Here is a 24,808-nt window from a genome sequence, read left to right as displayed (position 1 = left end):
TTTAATTGTTTAACTTCACTGATCAGCTCTTATAGTTACGAGTCTGAACTTTGATTGCTTCGTAAACCAGCGGCTCTTTGTAGAGAACCGGAGCCTTATCGTCTGAGCCTTGATATTCCCAGCAAGACACATAGAAGTAGTGTTCGTCATCACGTTTTGCCTCGCCTTCTTCTGTCTGGTATTCTTCACGGAAGTGGCCGCCACATGATTCGTTACGGTTCAATGCATCATAAGCAATCAGTTCGCCCATTGTGATAAAGTCATTCAGACGGATAGCCTTATCCAGCTCAACGTTCATGCCTTCTTTCTTGCCCGGGATGAACAGATTTGTTTCAAATTCCTTGCGGATTTCTTTCAGTTTGGCCAGTGCTGTCTTCAAGCCTGCCTCTGTACGTCCCATGCCGACATATTCCCACATGATGTGTCCGAGTTCCTTGTGGATAGAGTCAACCGAACGCTTGCCCTGAATGCCCATCAGGTGATCGATCTTAGCCTGAACAGCCTTTTCTGCTTCTTCAAATTCCGGAAGGTCCGTAGAGAAGCGAGGAACTGTAATCTGATCTGCCAGATAGTTCTGGATAGTATAAGGCAATACGAAGTATCCGTCAGCCAGTCCCTGCATCAAAGCAGAAGCTCCCAGACGGTTAGCGCCGTGGTCAGAGAAATTACATTCGCCGATAGCAAACAATCCCTTAATGGTTGTCTGCAATTCATAGTCAACCCAGATACCGCCCATTGTGTAGTGGATAGCCGGATAAATCATCATCGGATTATAGTATTTTGCTCCGTTGATTTCATTGGCCAGTTCACCCGGATTTACGTCTGTGATCTCTTCATACATATCAAAGAGGTTGCCGTAACGCTGGCGGACAACATCAAGGCCCAGACGTTCGATACTTTCAGAGAAATCAAGGAAGACAGCAAGACCGGTGTTGTTCACGCCGAAACCATGGTCGCAGCGTTCTTTTGCTGCACGCGAAGCCACGTCACGCGGAACCAGGTTACCGAATGCCGGATAACGGCGTTCCAGGTAATAGTCGCGGTCTTCTTCGGGAATGTCACTTCCTTTCTTGGTGCCAGCCTGCAATGCCTTCGCGTCTTCCAGCTTCTTCGGAACCCAGATACGGCCGTCGTTACGCAAAGATTCAGACATCAAAGTCAGCTTAGACTGCTTGTCGCCGTGTACCGGGATACAAGTCGGATGAATCTGCACGTAAGCCGGGTTTGCGAAGAACGCACCCTTACGATAACAAGCCATTGCTGCAGAGCAGTTACATGCCATCGCGTTGGTAGACAAGAAGTAAGTATTTCCATAGCCTCCGGTTGCGATTACAACGGCATGAGCGGCAAAGCGTTCCAGTTTACCTGTTACAAGATTCTTGGCGATGATACCGCGCGCACGGCCGTCGATGATAACCACGTCTTCCATTTCATAACGGGTATACAGCTTTACAGTTCCGGCACCTACCTGGCGGCTCAATGCAGAATATGCGCCCAGCAAGAGCTGCTGGCCCGTCTGACCCTTCGCATAGAATGTACGTGAAACCTGTGCGCCACCGAACGAACGGTTAGCCAGCAAGCCTCCGTATTCACGGGCAAAAGGAACACCCTGTGCAACACACTGGTCGATGATATTGTTTGAAACTTCAGCCAGACGGTAAACGTTAGCTTCACGGGCGCGGTAGTCACCGCCTTTCACTGTATCATAGAACAGACGATATACCGAGTCACCGTCGTTCTGATAGTTCTTGGCTGCATTGATACCTCCCTGAGCTGCAATAGAGTGCGCACGGCGCGGAGAATCCTGAATGCAGAAATTAAACACGCGGAATCCCATTTCGCCCAAAGAAGCAGCGGCAGAAGCACCTGCCAGACCTGTTCCTACAACAATGATATCCAGACGGCGTTTGTTGGCCGGATTCACCAGTTTCTGATGAGCTTTATAGTTGGTCCATTTTTCAGCTATCGGACCTTCAGGTATTTTAGAATCAAGTATCTTAGTCATAATTGTTTTCTTTTTTAGTTGATAAGGCATTGAACCTGTTTTGTCAACGTATTATAAATTCTTCACGAAAAATACAACTGCTACCAGCATGAATCCCAGCACGATGATAGTAGAATAGATGTTAGAAATGCATTTCCAACGACTGATCCAGGTCGTGTTGTTCCAACCCAAAGTCTGCATTGAACTCCAGAATCCATGAGTCAGATGGAACCACAAGGCACACAGCCAAACAATGTACAGCACAAAGAATACAGGATTTGAGAACGTTTCCATAATGTAGCCGTAACCATCTGTTGCGCTCAAACCGCCCATCATGGGATTTCCGATCAGTTCGGCGAACATCATGTTGTACCAGAAGTTGAACAAATGCAATGCCAAGCCCAAAATCACGATAACGCCCAAAGCCAGCATGTTCTGAGATGCCCATTCCACTGTTTTAGGCTTCACGCTAACAGCATAGCGCTCGCTGCCACGAGCCGCACGGTTCAACATTGTCAGCCAGAAGGCATAGATAATGTGAATTACAAACAGAGCAGCTAATGCCAGTGTACCGATAAGGGCATACCAGTTAGTTCCCAAAAATTCACACACCGTGTTATAACCCTCCGCCGAAAATAATGCGACCAGGTTCATCAACATGTGAAATGTAAGAAACAGGACAAGGGCGATACCAGTTACGCTCATCACCACTTTCCTTCCAATAGATGAATTACTTAACCACATAAATGATTGAATTTAAATTATTTAATTGTTAGAACTAAAATATCCTACTCGATGATTCGTAATACGTTGCAAAATTAGAAGTTTTATCGAGATAACACAAAAGATTAAGGAAATAATTCTTTAATCTGACCAAATACTTTGGCATATTTCCAAACTTGTGCGGAGAAAAGGAAGATTTTTGCCGCACAAGTTCTCCGTCTGCACCGCACAGAATCCTCCAGCCGACCTGTCAGATTCTACCGCTTTCCGTCTTTCTCTCCAAACTGCTCCTGCTGAGCCTCTACAATCTTGCTTGCTTTCATCAGCTCCTGTTTCTGCTCTTCGCTCAATGCGCCGCTTCCTTGTGTCGGGAGAGCAACCGTGGTCTGCTTTTCTTCATCTGCATCGAAGAGCTGGGGCACTGGCGAAGGCAAGGTGGCAAACTCCAGTTCGCCGGCCGACGGCTTGACCTCACCGGCATACTCCATCCGTGCCTTGATTCTGACCTTTCCAGCCTTGGAAGTGGTTTGAACCAACACGCAGGCTTCTCCCCAAAGCACGGGCACTGCCTTGTCTGCGCCAATCAACCGCCCCTCTCCTTCTATCTCAAACACGATGGAAGTGTTGTTCAGACGCTTGACCACACCGTTACGGTCGGTCACCTGCGCTACAACAGTCACCAAATCCCCGCCATTGGCTACCGGCTGCATATTCTCCGTATCAGCAGACAAACGGATTTCGGCACTTTGACGAGCCGGACAAACTTTGTGCGAAGCCACTACTTTCCCGTCAATCAGACCTTCAGCCAACAAATAAGATTCAGAATGCTTGCCTCCCCGTGCAAATTTCTTGTCAACCATAAAGTCAAAAGCCTTTTCAAACCTGACAATAGGAAAAGGTTTGTTGCCCAATTCCTGAGGCACTCTGTATACGCGCTGCTTTTCCCCGGTTTGGGTAGTCAGCCTTACTTCATCACAATTGCTGTACACCGTTACGTCCTCAGGCGAAAAAGGAGTCATAAGGTTCGCAACATATACCATGGGACGGGTTTGATGGCTTTTGGCCTGGAACATATAATATGAATATTTCGGACGACGGAAAGCATCCATGATTCCTCCGTAGAAAGGATCCGGATGATAGCCGCGCTGATGGTCGAACGAATGCCAAAGGCATCCTCCGAGATGGTTGGGCTTCGTTTCATACAACACATCTATGCTTGCCCATCCCACAGGAGATCTGCCATAATCTCTTGCCTGAATCAGCTGTGCGTGCTCTCCCCATTGCCGGGCCACCCGGCTGGGAGAATTGTGCGCATTCCAGTCATCCACATTATCTCCCCACTCACGCGTAAAATAAATTTTATTCTCATCGTAACCGGGATCTGTTTCCGACAGAGGAGCGGTGAAGCTTATGTCAAAATACCGTGAGCCCGTAGCCCGAAGATCGGCCGCGGTATAATTGTTTCCCGGAAGAGCCTCTTCCTTCACAATGCCGTGCACTTCCTTCGCAAAATAATCCGGATAGTTGGTTTCGTTCAGGATAGGCTCCCACATAATAACACAAGGGTGATTCCGGTCACGGCGCACCATATTCCTGATATCAGAATAAATACGTTCTCTGAATACCGGTTCGTCGCTCCAGAACTGCCAGCCCGGAGTGTTTACAATGACAAAAAGGCCCAAGGCGTCACAGGCCTCCATAAATGCGGGATCTTGCGGATAATGCGCATTCCGTATGATATCCATGCCCGCATCCTTCAGCTTTTTCGCGTCACGCCAGTGCAACGAATTTGAAAGCGCGTTCCCTATCAGCGCATAGTCCTGATGGCGGTTAGCGCCGATAAGCTTTCTTGAGAAAACCTTCCCGTTCAGGATCAGTCCCCGTTTGGGATCAAATCCGATAGTCCGGATACCCGTCCGGATTCCATATCCGTCAAGCACATTTCCCTTTCCGTCCTTCACCCTCACTTCCAGCGTATATAGATAAGGAGTATCCGGCGACCACAGCACAGGACTGCTCAAGGTCATCCGCTTCTTCAGCGTCGTATTTCCCTTCAGCCTGCAGTTCTCACGGGATTTCGCCACCTCTTCACCGGAATCATTACGCAAAACGAACTCCACCTCACCCCTGACCGGCGAAACGGCATCATTCTGCAGATTCACCTGTATGCAAACATCCGCCGATTTGTCGCTCACATGCTCATAATATACAGCAACGCCCCCATTGCCTGTCTTATTTGCATTGCGCATGTTGGCATCTGTAATGTAAGTTTCCGAGGTAGTATACAGCCAGCAATCACGATAAATACCTCCGAAATAGCAGAAGTCCAGCATTGTCTGCGGTTTTCCAGGAGGATAGTTCGGATCATCCGAATTGTCAGCCCAGACAGATACAAGATTCTTTTCCCCGAAACGGCATTGTTCTGTGATATCCAGGCTTACAGGCAAATAGCCTCCAAAATGTTCTCCGACAAGAGTTCCGTTCACCCAGATCTTACTCTTCCCCATAATCCCTTCAAAATAGAGGACACACCGTTCGCCTTGCAGGCCGGAAGGAAGCGTAAAATGTTTTCTATACCAGGCCTCACCACGGTAATTGATGCTCCCGCTGGCTTCCAAAGGCAATGTTTCCAGTCCGTTCGGCAATGATACGACCTGCCATTCCGAATCGTTGAAATCCACCCGCTCTGCCCCTTCCGCTCTGCCTTTGCAGAATCTCCATCCGGGATTCATGTCGAAGACCTGGCGCGGAGAATCGGAAAGGACATGAAAGCCTGCCGTTGAGAAGCGGACTTGTGCGTTTCCGTCGCCCGCAAAATAGAAAAGGGCCAGCAGGACGAAAAATACACTTGATGGCAATCTTTTTGTTTTCATAATCAGTTTTTCGGTTATTTGCAGACAATTCACTTGTGCCTCGGAAAATTCATTCCCGGTTCCGAGAGCAGTTCAACCGCCTTCTTCATGCTGTCGCTGAGCGTATTGATCACTTGAAAATACTCGCTCATATCCCACATGTCACGAGCTATCAACGCTTTTACCAGCGTCTTGATAAGCGGAAGCGCTGTCTGGTATTGCGTTTCATTATAAGGTATCTTCATCGTTTCGCCCAACGCCACAAGCTCCTTCAGCATCGCGTCATCCACCTCAAAGTCACGGTTAAAACGGCTGAACGTCTTGTATTTCTTCAGCCATTCCTGCCGATGGCGGTCAATCATCTTGATGTTGAACTGGACAATGGCACCTTTGTCACGCAGATTCATATAATAATCGGTATACATCGCCGTATCGATGGGCACGAAATAGTCAGGCATGATGCCGCCTCCGCCATACACCGTACGCCCGAGCTTCAACGTTTTGGCTTTCAATGAGTCCGGAAAATGAATACTGTCGGCGCTCATCATCTCACCCCGGTTATAGCGTTCGATCAGATCACGGTTGTATTGTTCCACACTCTCATAGGGCTTCTGGATGCAACGGCCCGAAGGCGTATAATAACGCGCCACGGTAAGCCGGATCATCGAACCGTCGGGCAGATCAATGGGACGCTGAACCAGCCCCTTCCCGAAAGTACGCCGTCCTACCACAATTCCACGGTCCCAGTCCTGGATGGCACCCGTCACAATCTCGCTTGCAGAAGCTGAAAATTCATCCACCAGCACAACGAGCCGTCCGTTCTGAAAATCCCCATCCCCTTTCGCCTTAAACTCCGTACGCGGATTGCGGCGTCCTTCCGTATAAACGATCAGCTCCTTGGATCCGAGCACCTGGTCACAAAGGTCAATAGCCGCATTCAGGTAGCCGCCTCCGTTTCCCTGCAAGTCAAGAATCAAGTCCTTCATGCCCTGTTTCTGCAAGTTATGCAGCGCATCGGCAAATTCTTTTCCCGTCGTAGCCGCAAACCGGTTTACACGGATATAGCCGATATGTCCGTCCACCATATAAGAAGCGTCCAAACTATACACCGGAATCTTATCTCGCCTGATAGTAAACGACAGAAGTTCCTTTACACCTCCACGAAGCACTTTTACATTCACTTTCGACCCTTTAGGTCCCCGCAAGCGCCGCATCACCTCATCCGTATTCATTTTCACTCCAGCTATCACGGTATCATTCACCTCCACAATCCGGTCGCCAGCCAGTATTCCGACCTTCTCCGACGGACCTCCCGACACGGGCTGGATAACAAACAAGGTATCTGTCACCATATTGAACTGAATGCCTATCCCATCGAAATTGCCTTGCAGAGGCTCGTTCAGACGTTTCACTTCTTCGGGATCCGAGTAAGTGGAATGCGGATCCAGTTCCTCCAGCATTTTGACAATAGCCGTTTCCACCAGCTTGTTTTCATCTACATTGTCCACATACAAATTTGCGATGGCAAACTCAGCCAACTGAAGCTTGCGCGACGGAGAATTGAACTTGCTGTTTTGAGCGAACACCCCTCCCCAAAAAAGGCAGCAGAATGCTGCCAGCATGATATTCCTTTTCATCTCTATATTCTATATTAAAGACTGTTTTTCATTACATAAACCGGAGTTCTTCTTCTCTATCGGGTCAGAATGTCAATCAATTTCCATACCTTCCGGCAGGAAGTCGCTAACATCCTTGCCGAACTGAAGCAGTTCGCGTACAATCGTCGAGCTGACCGAAGTCAGTTCCGGCTCGGTAAACAGCAGAATCGTTTCTACACCGGCCAGTTTGCGGTTGATGTCCGCTATGGTTTCCTCGTATTCAAAGTCACGGACCGTCCGGATTCCGCGAATGATAAACTGCGCTCCGCGCGATTGGGCAAAGTCGACCGTAAGCCCGTCATAAGCCTCCACCTTGATACGGGGTTCGTCCGCATAAAGTTTCTGGATCATTTCCACACGCTTCTCGGTAGGGAACCAAGTGCGTTTGCTCTCGTTTATCCCGATACCGATTATTATCTCATCCATGAAAGTGAGCGCACGGCGCACCACCGAATAATGTCCGATTGTAAACGGGTCGAACGTGCCCGGGAATATTGCCCTTTTCACCTCTAAATAATTGATAATTGACACTTGGCAGCTGATAACCGGAATCTTCACTGCAAATCACCAGCCGCCTGTTTCCAGCTGTTAACTAATCAAGTCTTCTTCTATCACCAGGTTGTTGATAATGAAATTCTGACGCTCCATCGTATTCTTTCCCATATAGAACTCCAGCATTTCCTTCACCGCATCCGTCTTTCGGAGCGTAACCTGCTCCAGACGCATGTCTTTTCCTATGAAATTACGGAACTCGTCCGGAGATATTTCGCCCAATCCCTTGAACCTGGTGATTTCCGGGTTCGGACTGAGCTTCTCAATAGCCGCCAGCCTGTCTTCTTCCGAATAGCAGTAGATGGTTTCGTATACCCCTTTCTTTCTGTTTCGCACACGGAACAAAGGAGTCTGCAAGATATACACATGCCCTTTCTTTATCAGATCCGGAAAGAACTGCAGAAAGAAAGTGATCATCAGCAGGCGGATATGCATGCCGTCGACATCCGCATCGGTAGCCACTATCACCTTATTATACCGAAGTCCGTCAAGGCCGTCCTCGATGTTCAGGGCTGCCTGAAGCAGATTGAACTCCTCGTTCTCGTAAACCACCTTCTTTGTAAGGCCGAAAGAATTCAGCGGTTTTCCCCGCAAGCTGAACACGGCCTGCGTATTCACGTCACGGCTTTTGGTGATGGAGCCGCTTGCCGAATCCCCCTCGGTTATAAAGATAGAGCTTTCCAGGCGAGGGTCGTCTTCCCCGTCCTTCGGCCCCTTCAGGTCGTTCAGATGCACACGGCAGTCGCGCAGCTTGCGGTTGTGAAGATTTGCCTTCTTCGCACGTTCGCGGGCAATCTTGGTGACTCCGGCAATCGCCTTGCGTTCCTTTTCCGACTCTTGTATCTTTTTAAGCATCACCTCTGCCACATCGGGATGCTTATGGAGGTAATTGTCTACATTTTCCTTCACGAAATCCCCCACAAACTTGTTGACGCTCACTCCGGACAACGGATAAGGATTTCCCTCGGAGTCTTTTTCGGGAGCCATCACCAGCGAGCCTAACTTGATTTTTGTCTGACTCTCAAACGTCGGCTCAATCACATTGACGGCAATGGCCGCCACCAGTCCGTTGCGTATGTCCTGATACTCCAGGCTTTTCCCGTAAAACTCCTTGATGGTGCGGGCGATGTGTTCCTTGAAGGCACTTTGGTGCGTTCCTCCCTGCGTTGTATGCTGCCCGTTGACAAACGAATAGTATTCTTCTCCATACTGCGAGCTGTGGGTAAAGGCTATCTCAATGTCTTCACCCACCAGATGAATGATCGGATAAAGTCCCGGAGCCGTCATGTTGTCGTTGAGCAGATCCTCCAAACCGTTCCGGCTCACGATGCGGTGGCCGTTATAATAGATGGAAAGCCCCGTATTCAGATAAGTATAGTTGCGGAGCATCGTTTCGATGTATTCGATGCGGAAATGATAGCCCGTGAAAAGCGTATTGTCCGGCTCGAAAAAGATATAGGTTCCGTTCTCTTCATCCGTGGGTCCCGACGTGTCGCTCACCAGATCGCCGCGTTCGAACACGGCTTCACGCATCTGTCCGTCGCGCACGCTCCGCGCCACAAACCGGGAGCTCAACGCATTCACCGCCTTCGCTCCCACTCCGTTCAGCCCGACGCTTTTCTTGAAAGCCTTCGTATCATATTTTCCTCCCGTGTTCAGCATGGAAACGGCATCTACCAGACTTCCCAGCGGAATGCCCCGCCCGTAGTCGCGCACCGAAACCCGGAGGTTGTCCTCCATCGTGATGTCGATACGTTTTCCCGCACCCATCTTGAATTCGTCGATACTGTTGTCTATCACTTCCTTGAGGAGAACATAAATGCCGTCTTCCGCCTGCGAACCGTCGCCCAGCCGACCGATATACATGCCCGGACGGGTGCGCACATGCTCCATATCACTCAGATGGCGGATGTTTTCCTCTGTATATGAAACCGGATTTTCCTGCTGAATACGATTGTCTTCCATAACTTATACATTTAGCCTCGCCGGCCCTTTCTTCGGAAAAGGCCGGAGGGACATTCAAAATACTTTCTTGTAAGCTCTGCGGCGTTTGTGCTGAACCGATTCGAAGGCGCTCCACTGCGACTGCACTTTCTTGTTCAGCTCCAGTTCGGGATTGCTTTCGCCATACACAAACCCCATCTGCTGGTAAACGGGCACCAGGTCATAAAACAGAAGCGCGTTCACACCCTTGCTCTGGTATTCGGGCTTCACTCCCACCAGCAGCAGATCGAGAATCTTCGGACGTTTTACGAACAATGCCTTCAGCAGATAATACCATCCGAAAGGAAGCATCTTGCCTTTCGCCTTCTGCAAAGCCTCCGAAAGCGAAGGCATCGAAATGCCCACGGCCACCAGCTCGCCTTCTTCGTTTTCTACCAGCGACACCATGCGGAGGTCAATGAGCGGAAGATACATCTTTATATATTGGTTGATCTGCCCCTGAGTCATCTTCGAATATCCGTACAACGGAGCATACGCCTCGTTTATCAGATCGAAGATGCGCTGGCCGTAGTTATACTTCTTGATTTCGCCCCGCTTGAGCTTTTTGATCCTGAGCTTGTATTTCTGAAGAATAAGTTCTGAGATGCGGACAAACTTTTCAGGCAGCTTGTCGGGAACGGTGAGCTTATACTCCACCCAGTCGATTTCCTTCTGGAAGCCCAGCTGCTCCATATGCTCCGGATAATAAGAATAGTTATAGATGGTAGACATCGTGCTGAGCTGGTCGAATCCTTCCACCAGCATTCCTTCGGCATCCATGTCGGTAAATCCGAGCGGACCCACCATCGCTTCCATGCCGCGGGCCTTCCCCCATTCTTCAACGGTCTTGAGCAGAGCCGCCGACACCTCTTCTTCGTCGATGAAGTCAATCCAGCCGAAACGGACCTCTTTCTTGTTCCAGGTTTCATTGGCCCGATGATTGATGATGGCAGCTACCCTGCCAACAATCTCACCGCCGCGGTAAGCCAGAAAATAGTCAGCCTCACAAAATTCGAACGCTGCGTTCTTCTGCGGAGAGAACGTGTTCAGCATGTCATCCAGCAAATCAGGAACCGAATAAGGATTGTTTTTATAAAGCTCGTAATTGAAACGGATAAATTTCTTGAGCTCTTTCTTTGTCGTTACTTTCTTGATTGTAATGGTCATCGGTCTTTTTCTTTCGTTACTGCATAGAAAAATTCAGGCTGTAAAGATAAGGATTTTTATCGGGAATCACATTGTCCGCACACATTTTTCGTTTTTATCATTTTGACATAATGACAAACCGGACGCACGAGAATCGCTCATTTCCGGCCAAGGGACGGGGAATCCGGAAAAATCGCAAGGAAATCGCCCCGAAGATTGTCAGATAGAAACAGATTCACCCCTATCGCCAACAATAAGACCGAAAAATAAGCCTTAAAACAGGTAACAAAACAACATAATCGGACATTCTGTTGTCTTTTTGTCTTTTCAAAACTGTATCCGTCCCGAATGCTTTCAGAATAAAAATGCCTCTTCCGCCACGCGGTCCACGTTTTTCTGAAACGATACGCACAAATCCGGAAAACTTCTCCCAATCTGTCGGGACACTTTTACCGGAATGTCCCGTCAGATTCCGGCAAACACCGCGGTGTTCAGACAAAGATGTCCCGTCATTCTGCCCCTTCCATAAGGCTCCTGAGCGGGGTATGCATGGAAGCCTGCCTGAAGATGCATCCTGTTTCACTCCCAACGACGCCCTCGCCCGTCAGCGCAAACCGGATTTTCACAACGTTATGACGGCCGGAGGCCGGATTTCACGACAATGTGCGCAATCGCTCAATCCGTCAAGGCGAGCGAATCCGGCAACGAAAGAATCATCCCGATCACCTCGGCATAGTTCTTTTGGGCCGAAGGTATCCGGTTTCCTTTCAGATACCATGAATAGACGGTTTCCTGAATGCTCCCGACAAAAGGGCTGTACAACGAAGCCCAATGCGCCTGCTTTTCCCGCAAATCGTCCAGCACTTCGGGACGGACGGAGGAAACCAGCCGGGCGTATGCTTCTTCCGGAAGCAGCGAACGGGCATTCGACAACACGTACGGAAGCAAGCCGAAATAACCGGAATAGCGTACCGCCGGACTATCTGAACGGATGCAGATCTGGTAAGCCCAGAAGTTGGCCTCGGCTTCACTGCTCACGCCCAACAGATGAGAATATTCGTGGGCGTAAGTGAACGGGTATTCTACGGGAAGCAGGTCGCGGTTCAACTGCGATTCAGAGAAGAAAGGCCCCATGAAGCCAAGCACGTCTACACCCGAATAAAGGCCGTTGAAGGCAACCCGCTTGGGATGATGGAACGGACGGGGCCGGGCAAGTCCGAAGTGCGGGCGGACCGAAGCGAACACGGCTTTCAGCTCGCTTTCCAGCTTCTCTCGGGAAGGCATGGGGGCAATCGTATAAGACTTGTTCAGGCTATCGGTATAGGCGCGGAGGAAGCGGCCGAAAGCATCCGCACGATATTCGGCCCGCTCTGTTCCGGAGCGCGTGAAGAAATCATGACGGAAATAATTGGCTCCCCATCCCACATAGAACCAGCACCAGACAATGACCAGAAGTTCGGCCTCGCGCCGGAGGACCGTGCGCCAGGATGCCTTCTTTTTCCGCCCGGCCCAAGGGATGAGCACAAGTGCCGCAACGCATCCCGTCACCACCCACTCTTCGAGCGAAAACGGAATCCAGCTCGTACAAGCCGAAAGCACGAACGAAACCGAAGGATAAACCGTGCGGGCATACCATTCTCCGCAATCCGGCACAAAACGGCACACCAGCACAAAGGCTGCCAGAATCCCCTCAACCGTCCAGCGGACATATTTCTGCTTCATCGTTTTCATGCCCACGAATTTACAAAAAGTTTTCCAATGCAGCGTTTGCGGCATCGCTTTTTGTTTTCCGACTTTTTTCATTACCTTTGACATCCGAATCAAAAAACACGGACATGGTATTAAACTACATCTGGATTGCTTTCTTCGCCCTTGCCTTCATCGTGGCGGCGGTACGTCTGATCTTTTTCGGCGACACGGAAATCTTCCCTGCCGTCATCAATTCTACCTTCGAATCATCGAAGACGGCCTTCGAGATTTCCATCGGCTTGACAGGAGTGCTTTCGCTCTGGCTGGGCATCATGAAGATCGGCGAAAAGGGAGGTGTGGTCAACGTGCTCTCACGCGTTCTGAGTCCGCTGTTCTGCAAACTTTTTCCGGATATTCCCAAAGGCCATCCCGTAACCGGAAGCATCTTCATGAATCTTGCGGCAAACATGCTGGGGCTCGACAATGCGGCCACGCCGCTCGGACTGAAAGCGATGGAAGGCTTGCAGGAGCTGAATCCGAAAAAAGACACGGCAAGCAACCCGATGATCATGTTTCTGGTGCTCAACACGTCGGGGCTCACACTGATACCTATCAGCATCATGGTCTACCGCGCCCAGCTCGGAGCCGCCCAGCCCACCGATGTGTTCGTCCCGATTCTGCTTGCGACATTCTTCTCTACACTGGCCGGCATCATTGCGGTCAGCATTTACCAGAAAATCAACCTGCTCAACCGCACCATCCTCCTCTTTCTCGGAGGAGCCAGCCTGTTCATCGCCTGCCTGATATTCTTCTTCAGCACATTGTCGAGAGAACAGATAAACACCTGGTCGACGACCATCGCCAACGTGCTTCTCTTCACCATCATCATCAGCTTTATATGGGCCGGTGCGCGAAAGAAGGTCAACGTGTACGACGCTTTTGTGGAAGGAGCGAAAGAAGGATTCACAACCGCCATCCGCATCATTCCTTACCTCGTGGCGATACTAGTAGCGATCGGGGTGTTCCGCGCTTCGGGATGCATGGACTATCTGATCCAGGGAATCGCACGGCTGGCAGAACTTTGCGGCATAGACAGTCAGTTCGTAGGAGCTCTCCCCACCGCCCTCATGAAACCGCTGAGCGGAAGCGGGGCGCGCGGCCTGATGGTAGATGCCATGAGCACATACGGAGCCGACTCTTTCGTCGGCCGCCTGTCGTGCATTTTCCAGGGCTCTACAGACACTACATTCTATATCCTTGCCGTATACTTCGGAAGCGTCGGCATCTCCCGCATGAGGCATTCGATTCCCTGCGGGCTGCTGGCCGACCTTGCCGGAGTTATCGCTTCGATTTTCATCTGCTATCTGTTCTTTTAAAATATTACGCAACCCATGATTAGTTATCAGACCGAAGGGGTAGAAATGCCCGACATCAAGAAATCTAAAATCACGGCATGGATAAAAGCCGTAGCCGAAACTTACGGAAAACGCACAGGCGAAATAGCCTACATTTTCTGTTCGGACGAGAAAATACTGGAGGTAAACCGCCAGTACCTGCAACATGACTACTATACGGATATCATCACATTCGACTACACGGAAGGAAACCGGATCTCCGGCGACCTTTTCATCAGTCTTGACACCGTACGCACCAACGCCGAACAATTCAATGCGCCGTACGACACCGAACTGCACCGCGTCATCATCCACGGAATCCTTCATCTCTGCGGAATCAACGACAAAGGACCGGGAGAACGCGAGATTATGGAAGCGGCGGAAAACCGGGCGCTGGCGATGCTGGACCAAATGCAATGAACCCGTCCCGCCGGAACACCTCTTCCACACAAAAAGAAAAAAAAGACGCCAAGCCGCAGTTTTTTCGGCTCATGCACAAAAGACATGCGGCTTGGCCCAGACTTCCGAAAGCCTTAGAGCGTTTTGATTTTCCAATAAAATATTATATCAGGCTCTTAAACGTACCAGGGAAACAGGCTGCAGTTTTCATCACATCAAGCAACCGCCTTAAACGGAACGTTTGGTGTTGACCATGCCACCATTTTTTCGTATTTTTGCCCCCGAATCAAAACTATAAAAAGAAGAATGAACTTCAACTACGATGTGATTGTAATCGGTGCCGGACATGCGGGATGTGAAGCCGCGGCCGCGGCCGCCAACCTCGGCTCAAAAACATGTCTTATCACAATGGACATGAACAAGATTGCGCAGATGAGCTGCAACCCGGCCGTGGGCGGCATCGCAAAAGGGCAAATCGTGAGAGAAATCGATGCCCTTGGAGGATATATGGGTCTGGTAACCGACAAGACCGCCATTCAGTTCCGAATGCTGAACCGCTCAAAAGGACCTGCCATGTGGAGCCCGCGCGCGCAATGCGACCGCGGCAAATTCATCTGGGCATGGCGCGAAGTGCTGGACAACATTCCAAATCTTCATATCTGGCAGGATACAGTGGAAGAGCTGATTGTAGAGAACGGCGAAGTGACGGGACTCATAACATGCTGGGGCGTTACCTTTCATGCCAAATGCGTAGTTCTTACCGCCGGTACATTCCTGAACGGACTGATGCATATCGGGCACAAGATGCTTGCCGGCGGACGGTGCGCAGAGCCGGCATCGTATCACCTGACCGAGTCAATCACCCGGCATGGCATAACTGCGGGGAGAATGAAAACAGGAACACCCGTGCGGATTGACGCGAAAAGCGTACACTTCGAATTAATGGATACGCAGGACGGAGAAAATGATTTTCACCGCTTCTCCTTCATCAGCGAGCCTCGCAAACTCAAACAGCTCCAGTGCTGGACCTGCTTCACCAACGAAGAAGCGCATGAGGTGCTGCGCAGCGGATTGAAGGACTCTCCTCTCTTCAACGGGCAGATCCAAAGCATCGGGCCGCGCTATTGCCCGAGCATCGAAACGAAAATCGTGACTTTCCCCGACAAGCCCCAGCACCAGCTCTTTCTGGAACCGGAAGGTGAAACGACACACGAACTTTACCTGAACGGATTTTCTTCTTCGCTCCCGATGGAGATCCAGCTCGAAGCCCTGAAAAAGATTCCGTGCTTCAAGGATATTGTAGTATACCGGCCGGGATACGCTATCGAATACGACTATTTCGACCCGACACAGCTCAAGCATACGCTGGAATCGAAAATCGTCAAGAACCTGTTCTTCGCCGGACAGGTAAACGGAACCACCGGATACGAAGAAGCAGGAGGACAGGGAATCGTTGCCGGAATCAATGCGCACATCAACTGCCATGGCGGAGAACCGTTCGTACTGGGACGCGACGAAGCGTATATCGGCGTGCTTATCGACGACTTGGTGACCAAAGGCGTAGACGAGCCTTACCGCATGTTTACCTCGCGGGCCGAATACCGCATCCTTCTGCGTCAGGACGATGCTGACATGCGACTCACGGAACGGGCTTACCGGATCGGGCTGGCAAAGCAGGATCGCTATGACATCTTCTGCAAGAAGAAAGAAGAGATAGAACGGCTGACAAAATTTGCCACGACCTACTCCATCAAGGCCGACAAGATAAATGACACGCTGGAGGCTCTCGGAACCGCACGCCTCTCCCATGGGTGCAAACTGATCGACCTTATCAGCCGGCCGCAAATCACCGTCGAAAACATCGCGCCGCATATCCCCGCACTTCAAGAAGCCATCGACCAAGTAAAGGAGCGGAAAGATGAAATCGTAGAAGCGGCAGAAGTCCTCATCAAATACAAGGGATATATCGACCGCGAACGGACGATTGCCGACAAGATCCATCGCCTGGAGTCAATCCGGATCAAAGGCAAGTTCGACTACGCCAACCTCCAGTCCCTGTCAACCGAAGCCAGACAAAAGCTGATAAAGATCGATCCGGAAACCCTTGCGCAGGCAAGCCGCATTCCGGGGATATCTCCAAGCGACATCAACGTGCTTCTTGTCCTGATGGGCCGGTAACGGACGGAGTGTTTCACGTGAAACAATTTATTTAAGGAAATCACATAAAACATTGGTTATGAATAAAGAAACATTAAGAAAGAACTTGAGAGAAATCCAGAATTTCCCCAAACCGGGAATCCTGTTCTATGATGTAACGACACTCTTCAAAAACGCCGAGTGCCTTCAAGGACTTATAGAAGAGCTGTATGAGATGTATAAGGACAAAGGCATCACAAAAGTAGTCGGAATCGAATCAAGAGGGTTCATCCTGGGAGGAGCCTTGGCCGCACGCCTCGGAGCCGGATTCATCATGGCGCGCAAGCCGGGGAAATTGCCGGCAGAGGTGGTAGAAGAAACCTACGAGAAAGAATACGGGACGGACACCATACAGATACACAAAGACGCCATATCAAAGGATGATGTTGTCTTGCTGCACGACGACCTTCTGGCCACAGGAGGAACCATGGCTGCCGCATACAGACTGACCAAACGCTTTGGCGTGGAGAAAGCTTATGTAAACTTTGTCATCGAGCTGAAGGGACTCAACGGAAGAAAAGCCTTCGAAGAAGGTACGGAGGTTACTACCCTGCTGCAGCTATAATATCCAGCAATGGAAGAAAACGAAAAGACAAACGGGTTGACAACGGCTGAGTACCTGCACAGAATCGTACTCAATCTGCCGGAAGGGCCAGGCATCTACCAATACCTGAACGCAGAAGGAACAATCATCTATGTAGGGAAAGCCAAAAACCTGAAAAGGCGCGTCTATTCTTATTTTTCAAAAGAGCATCAGTCTGCAAAGACAAAGATTCTTGTAACGAAAATTGCCGACATACGATATATCGTGGTGAATACGGAAGAAGACGCGCTGCTTCTGGAAAACAACCTCATCAAGAAATACAAGCCAAGATACAACGTCCTGCTGAAAGACGACAAGACCTATCCGTCAATCTGCGTCAGCAACGAGTATTTTCCGCGGGTCTACAGAACACGGAAAATCATCCGGGACGGATCAACTTACTACGGACCGTACAGCCACATTCCTTCGATGATGGCATTGCTTGAACTCATCAAGAAACTGTATCCGCTACGCACCTGCCGGCTTGCGCTGACTCCCGAAAACATCAGCCAAGGAAAATTCAAAGTCTGCCTGGAATATCATATAAAGAACTGCAAAGGGCCTTGCATCGGACTGATTTCACACGAAGAATACATGGAGAATGTCGGTCAGATAAAAGAGATACTGAAAGGAAACACGCAGTCCATAAGTGCTCTTCTCATGGAAAAGATGAAAGGGCTTGCAGACGAAATGCGATTTGAAGAAGCTCAAAAGGTAAAAGAGAAATACCTGCTGATTGAAAACTACCGTTCAAAAAGCGAGGTTGTCAGCTCGACCCTGCACAACATTGACGTATTCTCTATCGAGAAGGACGAAAACTCAGCCTACATCAATTACCTGCACATCACCAACGGATGCATTAACCAGGCTTTCACATTCGAGTACAAGGTACGGATGAACGAAAGCAAAGAGGAGCTTCTTCAGCTCGGAATCGCAGAAATGAGGGAAAGATACAAAAGCCAGTCGAAAGAAATCATCATCCCGTTCGAACTGGATATGGAAATGAACGGAGTGACGTTTACCATCCCGCAACGGGGGGAAAAGAAACACCTGCTGGATCTTTCGGTCATGAACGTAAAGCAATACAAAATCGACCGCCTGAAACAGGCGGAAAAGCTGAATCCGGAACAGCGAAGCGTACGCCTGATGAAAGAGATACAAGAACAGCTGAACCTAAGCCATATGCCGAACCATATCGAATGCTTCGACAACTCGAACATCCAGGGAGCGGATGCTGTGGCCGCATGCGTAGTATTCAAGAAGGCCAAGCCAAGCAAAAAAGATTACCGGAAATACATAATCAAGACTGTTACCGGTCCGGACGACTACGCTTCCATGCAGGAAGTTGTAAGGCGCCGATACACGCGAATCCTTGACGAGCAGGGAGAACTCCCCGACCTCATCTTAACCGATGGAGGAAAAGGACAAATGGAGGTGGTCAGAGAAGTCATCGAAGACGAGCTTCACCTGTCAATTCCAATCGTCGGACTGGCCAAGAACAACAAGCACCGGACCTCGGAAATTCTGTTCGGATTCCCCCCACAAACGGTAGGCATAAAACAAGGAACGCCCCTCTTCCATCTGCTGGAAAATATCCAGGATGAAGTGCACCGGTTTGCCATCACTTTCCACAGGGACAAACGGAGCAAAAGTCAGATAGCTTCGGCGCTCGACAACATCAAAGGCATCGGAGAAAAACGGAAAACCGCTCTGCTGAAGAAATTCAAGAGCGTGGCCCGTATCCGCCAGGCAAGCCTTGAAGAACTGGCTGAAGTAATTGGCGAAACAAATGCAAAAACCGTCAAGGAAAGCCTGCAAGAAAACAAATAAATTTCGTATTTTTGTAAAAAACAAGAACCAATGAGAGTAGTAATACAACGTGTCAGCCATGCTTCGGTTACAATTGACGGAGCATGCAAGTCGTCCATTAAAGAGGGATTTCTGATCCTTCTGGGCATTGAGGAAGCCGACGCCCGGGAAGATGCCGACTGGCTGTGCAAAAAGATTGTCAATCTCCGCGTATTTGATGATGAAAACGGAGTCATGAACAAATCGATTCTAGACACAAACGGAGAAATACTTGTAGTAAGTCAGTTCACGCTCATGGCTTCTACGAAGAAAGGAAACCGTCCCTCATACATACGTGCAGCCAGACATGAAACAGCAGTCCCCCTTTATGACTATTTCTGCAATGAATTGAGCATCGCCTTAGGGAAACAGGTGGGAACAGGAACCTTCGGAGCAGACATGAAAGTAGAACTGCTGAACAACGGTCCGGTAACAATCTGCATGGACACCAAAAACAAAGAATAAAATGACAATAGAAGAAGCTCAGAAAACAGTAGACAACTGGATAAAAAAATATGGCGTACGCTATTTCAGTGAACTGACCAACATGGCGGTTCTGACAGAGGAAGTGGGCGAACTTGCCCGCATCATGGCACGCACTTATGGCGACCAGTCTTTCAAGGAAGGCGAGAAGCACGATTTGGGAGATGAAATGGCCGACGTGCTATGGGTACTGCTCTGCATCGCCAACCAAACCGGAACAGACCTGACAGAAGCCTTCAAAAAGAATCTCGACAAGAAAACTGCACGTGACAAAGACCGACATAAGAACAACCCTAAATTATAAGCGATATGTATAACAACGACGAATTCGAAAGCGACCTGTTCCGCAACATGGAAGAGGAAAACAAAGAAAACCTGAACCAGCCCAGCAAATATGAGGTGGCTTTGGGAAAATACAATACAGATCTCAAAGACGATGAAATCGCATCAAAAGTATCGCATCTCATCGAGAAGCATGCGGATGAAAACAACACACCTGAAGTCAAGAAGTTCCTGTTCAACTGCATCGATCTGACAACGCTGAAATGTACAGACAGCGAAACCAGCGTGATGGAGTTTACAGAGAAAGTCAATGACTTCGACGACAAATACCCCGATCTGAAAAACGTTGCAGCTATCTGTGTTTATCCCAACATGGCAGAAATCGTCAACGACACACTGGAAGCCGACCATGTGAAGATAGCATGCGTGTCCGGAGGATTCCCCTCTTCACAGACATTCATGGAAGTAAAAGTTGCAGAAACGGCCATGGCGCTTCATGCAGGGGCTGACGAAATAGATATTGTGATCTCTGTCGGAAAATTCCTCAGCGGAGATTATGAAGGAATGTGTGACGAGATTCAGGAACTGAAAGACATATGCGGCGAAAAGCACATGAAAGTAATCCTTGAAACCGGTGCCTTGGGCTCTGCCTCAAACATCAAGAAAGCAGCCATTCTGGCAATGTATTCGGGAGCAGACTTCATCAAGACGTCCACGGGAAAAGAACAGCCGGCCGCTACTCCCGAAGCAGCTTACGTCATGTGTCAGGCTATAAAGGAATACTACCTTGAAACGGAAAGGAAAGTGGGATTCAAACCTGCCGGAGGACTGAACACAGTGCACGATGCCATCGTTTATTACACCATTGTAAAGGAAGTTCTCGGCAAAGACTGGCTGAACAACGACTTGTTCCGTCTGGGAACCAGCCGCCTGGCAAACAAATTGCTTTCAGACATATTGGGCGAAGAAACGAAGCTCTTTTAATCTCAAGCAAAACAAAGCTCCGGCCATCTCCATACGAAAGGAAACGGAGTCCCCAAAAGAACAAGGGTGAACAGCGTACAAATACACCTGCTCACCCTTGTTTTCTTATGCTGCGCAAAATCATTTGTCGCGTTCCACTACATAATCAATATAAGCAGCCAACGACCGGCAAATGGCATTGCCTTCAAAGTCAGACAAAAGACCCAAAGCCTTGTTCCGGAAATCCCTCATTGTTTTTTCGGCATATCCAATGCCGCCTTCATTCTTGACCCGCTCTACAAAGCTGCCTATTTCCTCTTTCGAAGCCTCCAGTTTCCGTATGCGCAAAGCAAGTTCATTCAACTTGGAATCGTTTAATTTATTCAGCACATAAATGGCCGGAAGAGTAAGCTTGCCTTCCATCATGTCATTGCCTGTGGGCTTGCCGATTTGGGAACTGTCAAAATAGTCGAATATGTCATCCTTGATCTGAAAGGCTATTCCAATCAGCTCGCCGAAGAGGGAGGCCTTGCGGATGTTCTCCTCACCTGCCCCTACTGATACAGCTCCGCTCTCAGCACTCGCACGGAACAGAGCAGCCGTCTTCTTGCGTATGACATCAAAATAAGCCTGTTCTGAAAAATCATTGTTCTCGATATTGGTCAGCTGAAGTATTTCACCCTCAGAAAGGTCCCGTCCCAGACAAGCGACCAGTTCAACCAGACGTATCATCCCTGTATGTGAAGCATGCTTCAGACTCGTTGCCAACATGTAGTCCCCTACAAGCACAGACACCTTGTTATTATAGATCGCATTGACAGAGGATTGCCCCCGACGTTCATCGCTTTCGTCCACAACGTCATCATGAACAAGGCTCGCCGTATGAAGCAATTCCAAAGAAAGAGCAGCATGAAACGTCGCGTCATTCAATTTGCCGAACAGTTTGGCCATCAACATCACCAGAATAGGACGCATCATCTTCCCTTTCCGCTTCTTTATATACGACAACACATCCTGCAGCCTCGGATTTGAACTTGTCAAAGAGGCCTCAAAAAGTGCCCTAAATTCATTTAATTCTGTTTCTACGGGCTGCTTTATCAAATCTATTTTGTTCATGTGCATTTATTTAGCGTACAAAAATAATAATAAAAGAAATAATAGCGTATTTTTTTGTACATTTACATGAAAAAACTAAAGATTTTTAGCCGACATGGAGAAACTGTTCCTATTAGACGCATACGCACTGATTTACCGTGCCTATTATGCATTCATCAAGAATCCCCGTATCAATTCAAAAGGCTTCAACACTTCAGCCGTACTAGGCTTTGTCAATACACTGGAGGAAGTGTTGCGGAAAGAAGAACCCACACACATCGGAATCGCATTCGACCCTCCCGGGCCGACATTCAGACACAATGCCTTTGCCGCATACAAAGCGCAGAGAGAAGAAACGCCTGAGGTAATCAAATGGTCGGTAACGCCGATAAAGGATATTATCAAAGCCTACCGGATTCCCATACTGGAAATAAGAGGCTATGAGGCAGACGATGTGATCGGCACACTGGCGACACAGGCCGGGAAAAGGGGCATCAATACGTATATGATGACTCCCGACAAAGACTATGGCCAGCTTGTAAGCGAACATGTATTCATGTATCGCCCGAAATACGGCGACAAGGACTTCGACATCATGGGAGTCGATGAAGTTAAGGAGAAATTCAATATCGAATCGCCCGCACAGGTCATCGACATGCTCGGGCTGATGGGCGACACGGCTGACAACATTCCAGGATGTCCCGGCGTAGGAGAAAAGACAGCGCAAAAACTGATTGCGCAATTCGGAAGCATCGAAAGCCTGCTGGCCCATACCGATGAGCTGAAAGGAGCTATCAAGAAAAAAGTGGAAGAAAACGAAGAACAGATTCGCTTCTCAAAATTCCTTGCCACCATCAAGACCGATGTGCCGGTAGAGCTTGACATGGAAACCCTGAAAAGAAGAGAACCGGACGAAAAAGAATTGCGCCGGATCTTCGAGCAGCTGGAGTTCCGCACCCTCATAGAACGGGTATTGAACGGAGAAAAGAAATCCGCACCGGCCACGCCCGCACAACCCGATCTCTTTGGATTTTTCACGGACAACGGAACGGAAGAAACGAAAAATTCAAATCTCACGAGGCTTGACGACCTGCATTACGACTATCAACTTGTTGATAATGAAGAGAAAATGCGTGATTTATTTCAAAAATTAATTACAACGCAAGTTCTCAGTCTAGATACGGAAACAACAGGAACCGATCCAATCAGTGCCGAACTGGTTGGAATGAGCTTCTCGTATGAAGAAAACCAGGCTTTTTATGTTCCGGTGCCGCCCGACGGTGAAGAAGCACAAAAGATTGTAAACATATTCAAGCCCGTATTCGAAAACGAAAAAATAGTCAAGGTCGGACAAAACATCAAATACGACCTGCTGGTTCTGGAAAACTATGGAGTAACCCTAAAAGGGAAAATGTTTGACACAATGATTGCCCACTACGTTCTCCAGCCCGAACTCAGGCACGGAATGGACTATCTGGCGGAAATCTATTTGAAATATGATACAATCAAAATAGAGGAACTGATCGGACCCAAAGGAAAAAACCAGAAAAACATGCGTGACCTTCCGCCCAATGAAGTATACAAGTATGCGTGCGAAGATGCCGACGTGACGCTGAAACTGAAAAATGTGCTGGAAGGCGAACTGGCCGAGAACGGAGTAAAAGACCTGTTCGAGGAAATCGAGATGCCGCTCGTCCCCGTACTCGCCTATATGGAACGGAACGGAGTACGGATTGATACGGAGGCTCTGAAGGAAACCTCCCGACACTTCACCGCTCGGATGAACCAGATTGAAGAAGAGGTGCACCAGCTGGCCGGAACAAACTTCAATATCGCTTCTCCCAAACAGGTGGGCGAGATATTGTTCGACAAGCTCAAGATTGTGGAGAAAGCCAAAAAGACCAAGAGCGGACAATATGTAACCTCAGAAGAAGTGCTGGAAAGCCTGAAGGGAAAACATGAAATCGTAGGCAAGATCCTTGAACACCGCGGACTCAAAAAACTGCTGGGAACGTATATCGACGCTCTCCCCCAACTGATCAACCCGAAGACAGGACGGATACACACTTCGTTCAACCAGACCGTTACGGCTACGGGAAGGCTAAGCTCAAGCAACCCGAACCTTCAGAACATCCCGGTACGCAACGAAGACGGCAAAGAAATACGGAAGGCCTTCATACCGGACGACGGTTGCGAGTTCTTCTCGGCCGACTATTCACAGATAGAGCTGCGTATCATGGCGCATCTGAGCGAAGACCCGCACATGATTGAAGCGTTCAATGAAGAGCAGGATATCCATGCGGCAACCGCAGCAAAGATATATAAGGAACCGTTGGAAGGGGTCACCCGCGAACAGCGGAGCAAAGCAAAAACAGCAAACTTCGGCATAATCTACGGCATTTCTGTATTCGGCCTGGCGGAGCGTCTGAATGTAGACCGGAAAGAAGCAAAAGCCCTTATCGACGGATACTTCGAAACATATCCGCACGTACGGGAATATATGGATAAAAGCATCCGCTCGGCACGTGAGAAGGGATACATCGAAACTATATTCAAACGCAAACGCTACTTGCCGGATATTAATTCACACAATGCCGTTGTACGCGGATATGCCGAACGGAACGCCATAAACGCTCCGATCCAGGGAAGTGCTGCCGACATTATAAAAGTAGCAATGGTCCGCATCTACCAACGCTTCATGAAAGAGGGCATCCGATCGAAAATGATTCTTCAGGTTCATGACGAATTGAACTTCAGCGTACTGCCTGAAGAAAAGGAAAAAGTGAAGCAAATAGTGATAAGCGAAATGGAAAGTGCTTACAAAATGAAAGTACCTCTGCGTGCAGACTGCGGTTGGGGAAAGAATTGGCTCGAAGCGCATTGATCTGAAGAGATTGTTAACATATCTTTATTTGATAACATTTTGCTAATTAACCGCAAAATTTTCGGCAAAACATATACGCAATATCAAAACTATC

The 24,808-nt window shown here is 49.0% G+C and carries 18 protein-coding genes; 9 read left to right on the top strand and 9 right to left on the bottom strand.

Going from position 1 to position 24,808, the window contains the following annotated elements:
* Nucleotides 1-22: 22 nt before the first annotated feature.
* From QUW60_RS06385 to QUW60_RS06350, 8 genes are all read right to left on the bottom strand, one after another.
* Nucleotides 23-2,005 carry a fumarate reductase/succinate dehydrogenase flavoprotein subunit gene (locus QUW60_RS06385; protein ID WP_289559257.1) on the bottom strand — a complete coding sequence of 661 codons (1,983 nt, stop codon included), beginning with the start codon at nucleotides 2,003-2,005 and terminating at the stop codon, nucleotides 23-25.
* Between the two features lie 51 nt (nucleotides 2,006-2,056).
* Complete coding sequence (locus QUW60_RS06380; protein WP_258337300.1) at nucleotides 2,057-2,728, bottom strand: succinate dehydrogenase/fumarate reductase cytochrome b subunit; 672 nt, start codon at nucleotides 2,726-2,728, stop codon at nucleotides 2,057-2,059.
* 236 nt (nucleotides 2,729-2,964) lie between these two features.
* A complete protein-coding gene (locus QUW60_RS06375) occupies nucleotides 2,965-5,580 on the bottom strand; it encodes a glycoside hydrolase family 2 protein (protein ID WP_289559255.1) in 2,616 nt (871 codons plus the stop codon).
* Between the two features lie 29 nt (nucleotides 5,581-5,609).
* The gene (locus QUW60_RS06370; protein WP_434736848.1) at nucleotides 5,610-7,196 is read right to left on the bottom strand and encodes a S41 family peptidase; all 1,587 of its coding nucleotides are present in this window, start codon (nucleotides 7,194-7,196) and stop codon (nucleotides 5,610-5,612) included.
* 72 nt (nucleotides 7,197-7,268) lie between these two features.
* Nucleotides 7,269-7,724: a pantetheine-phosphate adenylyltransferase gene (coaD, locus tag QUW60_RS06365; protein ID WP_289559253.1), complete on the bottom strand. Its 456-nt coding sequence runs from the start codon at nucleotides 7,722-7,724 to the stop codon at nucleotides 7,269-7,271.
* 81 nt (nucleotides 7,725-7,805) lie between these two features.
* Nucleotides 7,806-9,734 carry a DNA topoisomerase IV subunit B gene (locus QUW60_RS06360; RefSeq protein WP_289559251.1) on the bottom strand — a complete coding sequence of 643 codons (1,929 nt, stop codon included), beginning with the start codon at nucleotides 9,732-9,734 and terminating at the stop codon, nucleotides 7,806-7,808.
* Between the two features lie 54 nt (nucleotides 9,735-9,788).
* The gene (locus QUW60_RS06355) at nucleotides 9,789-10,919 is read right to left on the bottom strand and encodes an N-acetyltransferase (protein WP_258337296.1); all 1,131 of its coding nucleotides are present in this window, start codon (nucleotides 10,917-10,919) and stop codon (nucleotides 9,789-9,791) included.
* A gap of 654 nt (nucleotides 10,920-11,573) precedes the next feature.
* Entirely contained in the window at nucleotides 11,574-12,629 is a 1,056-nt protein-coding gene (locus QUW60_RS06350; RefSeq protein WP_289559247.1) for a DUF3810 domain-containing protein, read from the bottom strand.
* Nucleotides 12,630-12,733: 104 nt separating this feature from the next.
* Here QUW60_RS06350 and QUW60_RS06345 point away from each other — a divergent pair, with 104 nt between their 5' ends.
* From QUW60_RS06345 to deoC, 8 genes are all read left to right on the top strand, one after another.
* Nucleotides 12,734-13,963, top strand: a complete 1,230-nt coding sequence (locus tag QUW60_RS06345) for a nucleoside recognition domain-containing protein (protein WP_258337294.1) — start codon at nucleotides 12,734-12,736, stop codon at nucleotides 13,961-13,963.
* Between the two features lie 15 nt (nucleotides 13,964-13,978).
* On the top strand, nucleotides 13,979-14,401 hold the full coding sequence (ybeY, locus tag QUW60_RS06340; RefSeq protein WP_289559245.1) for an rRNA maturation RNase YbeY: 423 nt from the start codon (nucleotides 13,979-13,981) through the stop codon (nucleotides 14,399-14,401).
* A 285-nt stretch (nucleotides 14,402-14,686) separates the two neighbouring features.
* A complete protein-coding gene (gene mnmG / locus QUW60_RS06335; RefSeq protein ID WP_289559243.1) occupies nucleotides 14,687-16,558 on the top strand; it encodes a tRNA uridine-5-carboxymethylaminomethyl(34) synthesis enzyme MnmG in 1,872 nt (623 codons plus the stop codon).
* 58 nt (nucleotides 16,559-16,616) lie between these two features.
* Nucleotides 16,617-17,141: an adenine phosphoribosyltransferase gene (locus QUW60_RS06330; RefSeq protein WP_289559241.1), complete on the top strand. Its 525-nt coding sequence runs from the start codon at nucleotides 16,617-16,619 to the stop codon at nucleotides 17,139-17,141.
* Between the two features lie 9 nt (nucleotides 17,142-17,150).
* Nucleotides 17,151-18,989, top strand: a complete 1,839-nt coding sequence (uvrC, locus tag QUW60_RS06325) for an excinuclease ABC subunit UvrC (protein WP_258337290.1) — start codon at nucleotides 17,151-17,153, stop codon at nucleotides 18,987-18,989.
* Nucleotides 18,990-19,019: 30 nt separating this feature from the next.
* On the top strand, nucleotides 19,020-19,472 hold the full coding sequence (gene dtd, locus QUW60_RS06320) for a D-aminoacyl-tRNA deacylase (RefSeq protein ID WP_258337289.1): 453 nt from the start codon (nucleotides 19,020-19,022) through the stop codon (nucleotides 19,470-19,472).
* A gap of 1 nt (nucleotide 19,473) precedes the next feature.
* Nucleotides 19,474-19,794: a nucleotide pyrophosphohydrolase gene (locus QUW60_RS06315; RefSeq protein ID WP_258337288.1), complete on the top strand. Its 321-nt coding sequence runs from the start codon at nucleotides 19,474-19,476 to the stop codon at nucleotides 19,792-19,794.
* A 47-nt stretch (nucleotides 19,795-19,841) separates the two neighbouring features.
* Nucleotides 19,842-20,756, top strand: a complete 915-nt coding sequence (gene deoC / locus QUW60_RS06310; protein WP_289559294.1) for a deoxyribose-phosphate aldolase — start codon at nucleotides 19,842-19,844, stop codon at nucleotides 20,754-20,756.
* 120 nt (nucleotides 20,757-20,876) lie between these two features.
* Here deoC and QUW60_RS06305 read toward each other — a convergent pair whose 3' ends face one another.
* On the bottom strand, nucleotides 20,877-21,851 hold the full coding sequence (locus tag QUW60_RS06305) for a polyprenyl synthetase family protein (RefSeq protein ID WP_258337287.1): 975 nt from the start codon (nucleotides 21,849-21,851) through the stop codon (nucleotides 20,877-20,879).
* Nucleotides 21,852-21,945: 94 nt separating this feature from the next.
* On the opposite strand from QUW60_RS06305, the gene polA reads away from it, so the two are divergent.
* Complete coding sequence (gene polA / locus QUW60_RS06300) at nucleotides 21,946-24,714, top strand: DNA polymerase I (RefSeq protein WP_289559238.1); 2,769 nt, start codon at nucleotides 21,946-21,948, stop codon at nucleotides 24,712-24,714.
* Nucleotides 24,715-24,808 lie beyond the last annotated feature (94 nt).

The sequence above is a fragment of the Bacteroides gallinaceum genome (assembly GCF_030373775.1).
In the GTDB taxonomy this organism is placed as follows: domain Bacteria; phylum Bacteroidota; class Bacteroidia; order Bacteroidales; family Bacteroidaceae; genus Phocaeicola; species Phocaeicola excrementipullorum.
This window is presented reverse-complemented; position numbering and strand designations above follow the sequence as displayed.

Excerpts from the sequence above, each read along its gene's own strand:
- QUW60_RS06355 (WP_258337296.1), bottom strand. The coding sequence starts at position 10,919 with ATGACCATTACAATCAAGAAAGTAACGACAAAGAAAGAGCTCAAGAAA.
- polA (WP_289559238.1), top strand. The coding sequence starts at position 21,946 with ATGGAGAAACTGTTCCTATTAGACGCATACGCACTGATTTACCGTGCC.
- QUW60_RS06305 (WP_258337287.1), bottom strand. The coding sequence starts at position 21,851 with ATGAACAAAATAGATTTGATAAAGCAGCCCGTAGAAACAGAATTAAAT.
- QUW60_RS06330 (WP_289559241.1), top strand. The coding sequence starts at position 16,617 with ATGAATAAAGAAACATTAAGAAAGAACTTGAGAGAAATCCAGAATTTC.
- mnmG (WP_289559243.1), top strand. The coding sequence starts at position 14,687 with ATGAACTTCAACTACGATGTGATTGTAATCGGTGCCGGACATGCGGGA.
- ybeY (WP_289559245.1), top strand. The coding sequence starts at position 13,979 with ATGATTAGTTATCAGACCGAAGGGGTAGAAATGCCCGACATCAAGAAA.
- deoC (WP_289559294.1), top strand. The coding sequence starts at position 19,842 with ATGGAAGAGGAAAACAAAGAAAACCTGAACCAGCCCAGCAAATATGAG.
- dtd (WP_258337289.1), top strand. The coding sequence starts at position 19,020 with ATGAGAGTAGTAATACAACGTGTCAGCCATGCTTCGGTTACAATTGAC.
- QUW60_RS06345 (WP_258337294.1), top strand. The coding sequence starts at position 12,734 with ATGGTATTAAACTACATCTGGATTGCTTTCTTCGCCCTTGCCTTCATC.
- QUW60_RS06385 (WP_289559257.1), bottom strand. The coding sequence starts at position 2,005 with ATGACTAAGATACTTGATTCTAAAATACCTGAAGGTCCGATAGCTGAA.
- QUW60_RS06380 (WP_258337300.1), bottom strand. The coding sequence starts at position 2,728 with ATGTGGTTAAGTAATTCATCTATTGGAAGGAAAGTGGTGATGAGCGTA.
- QUW60_RS06360 (WP_289559251.1), bottom strand. The coding sequence starts at position 9,734 with ATGGAAGACAATCGTATTCAGCAGGAAAATCCGGTTTCATATACAGAG.
- uvrC (WP_258337290.1), top strand. The coding sequence starts at position 17,151 with ATGGAAGAAAACGAAAAGACAAACGGGTTGACAACGGCTGAGTACCTG.
- QUW60_RS06350 (WP_289559247.1), bottom strand. The coding sequence starts at position 12,629 with ATGAAAACGATGAAGCAGAAATATGTCCGCTGGACGGTTGAGGGGATT.
- QUW60_RS06370 (WP_434736848.1), bottom strand. The coding sequence starts at position 7,196 with ATGAAAAGGAATATCATGCTGGCAGCATTCTGCTGCCTTTTTTGGGGA.
- QUW60_RS06315 (WP_258337288.1), top strand. The coding sequence starts at position 19,474 with ATGACAATAGAAGAAGCTCAGAAAACAGTAGACAACTGGATAAAAAAA.
- QUW60_RS06375 (WP_289559255.1), bottom strand. The coding sequence starts at position 5,580 with ATGAAAACAAAAAGATTGCCATCAAGTGTATTTTTCGTCCTGCTGGCC.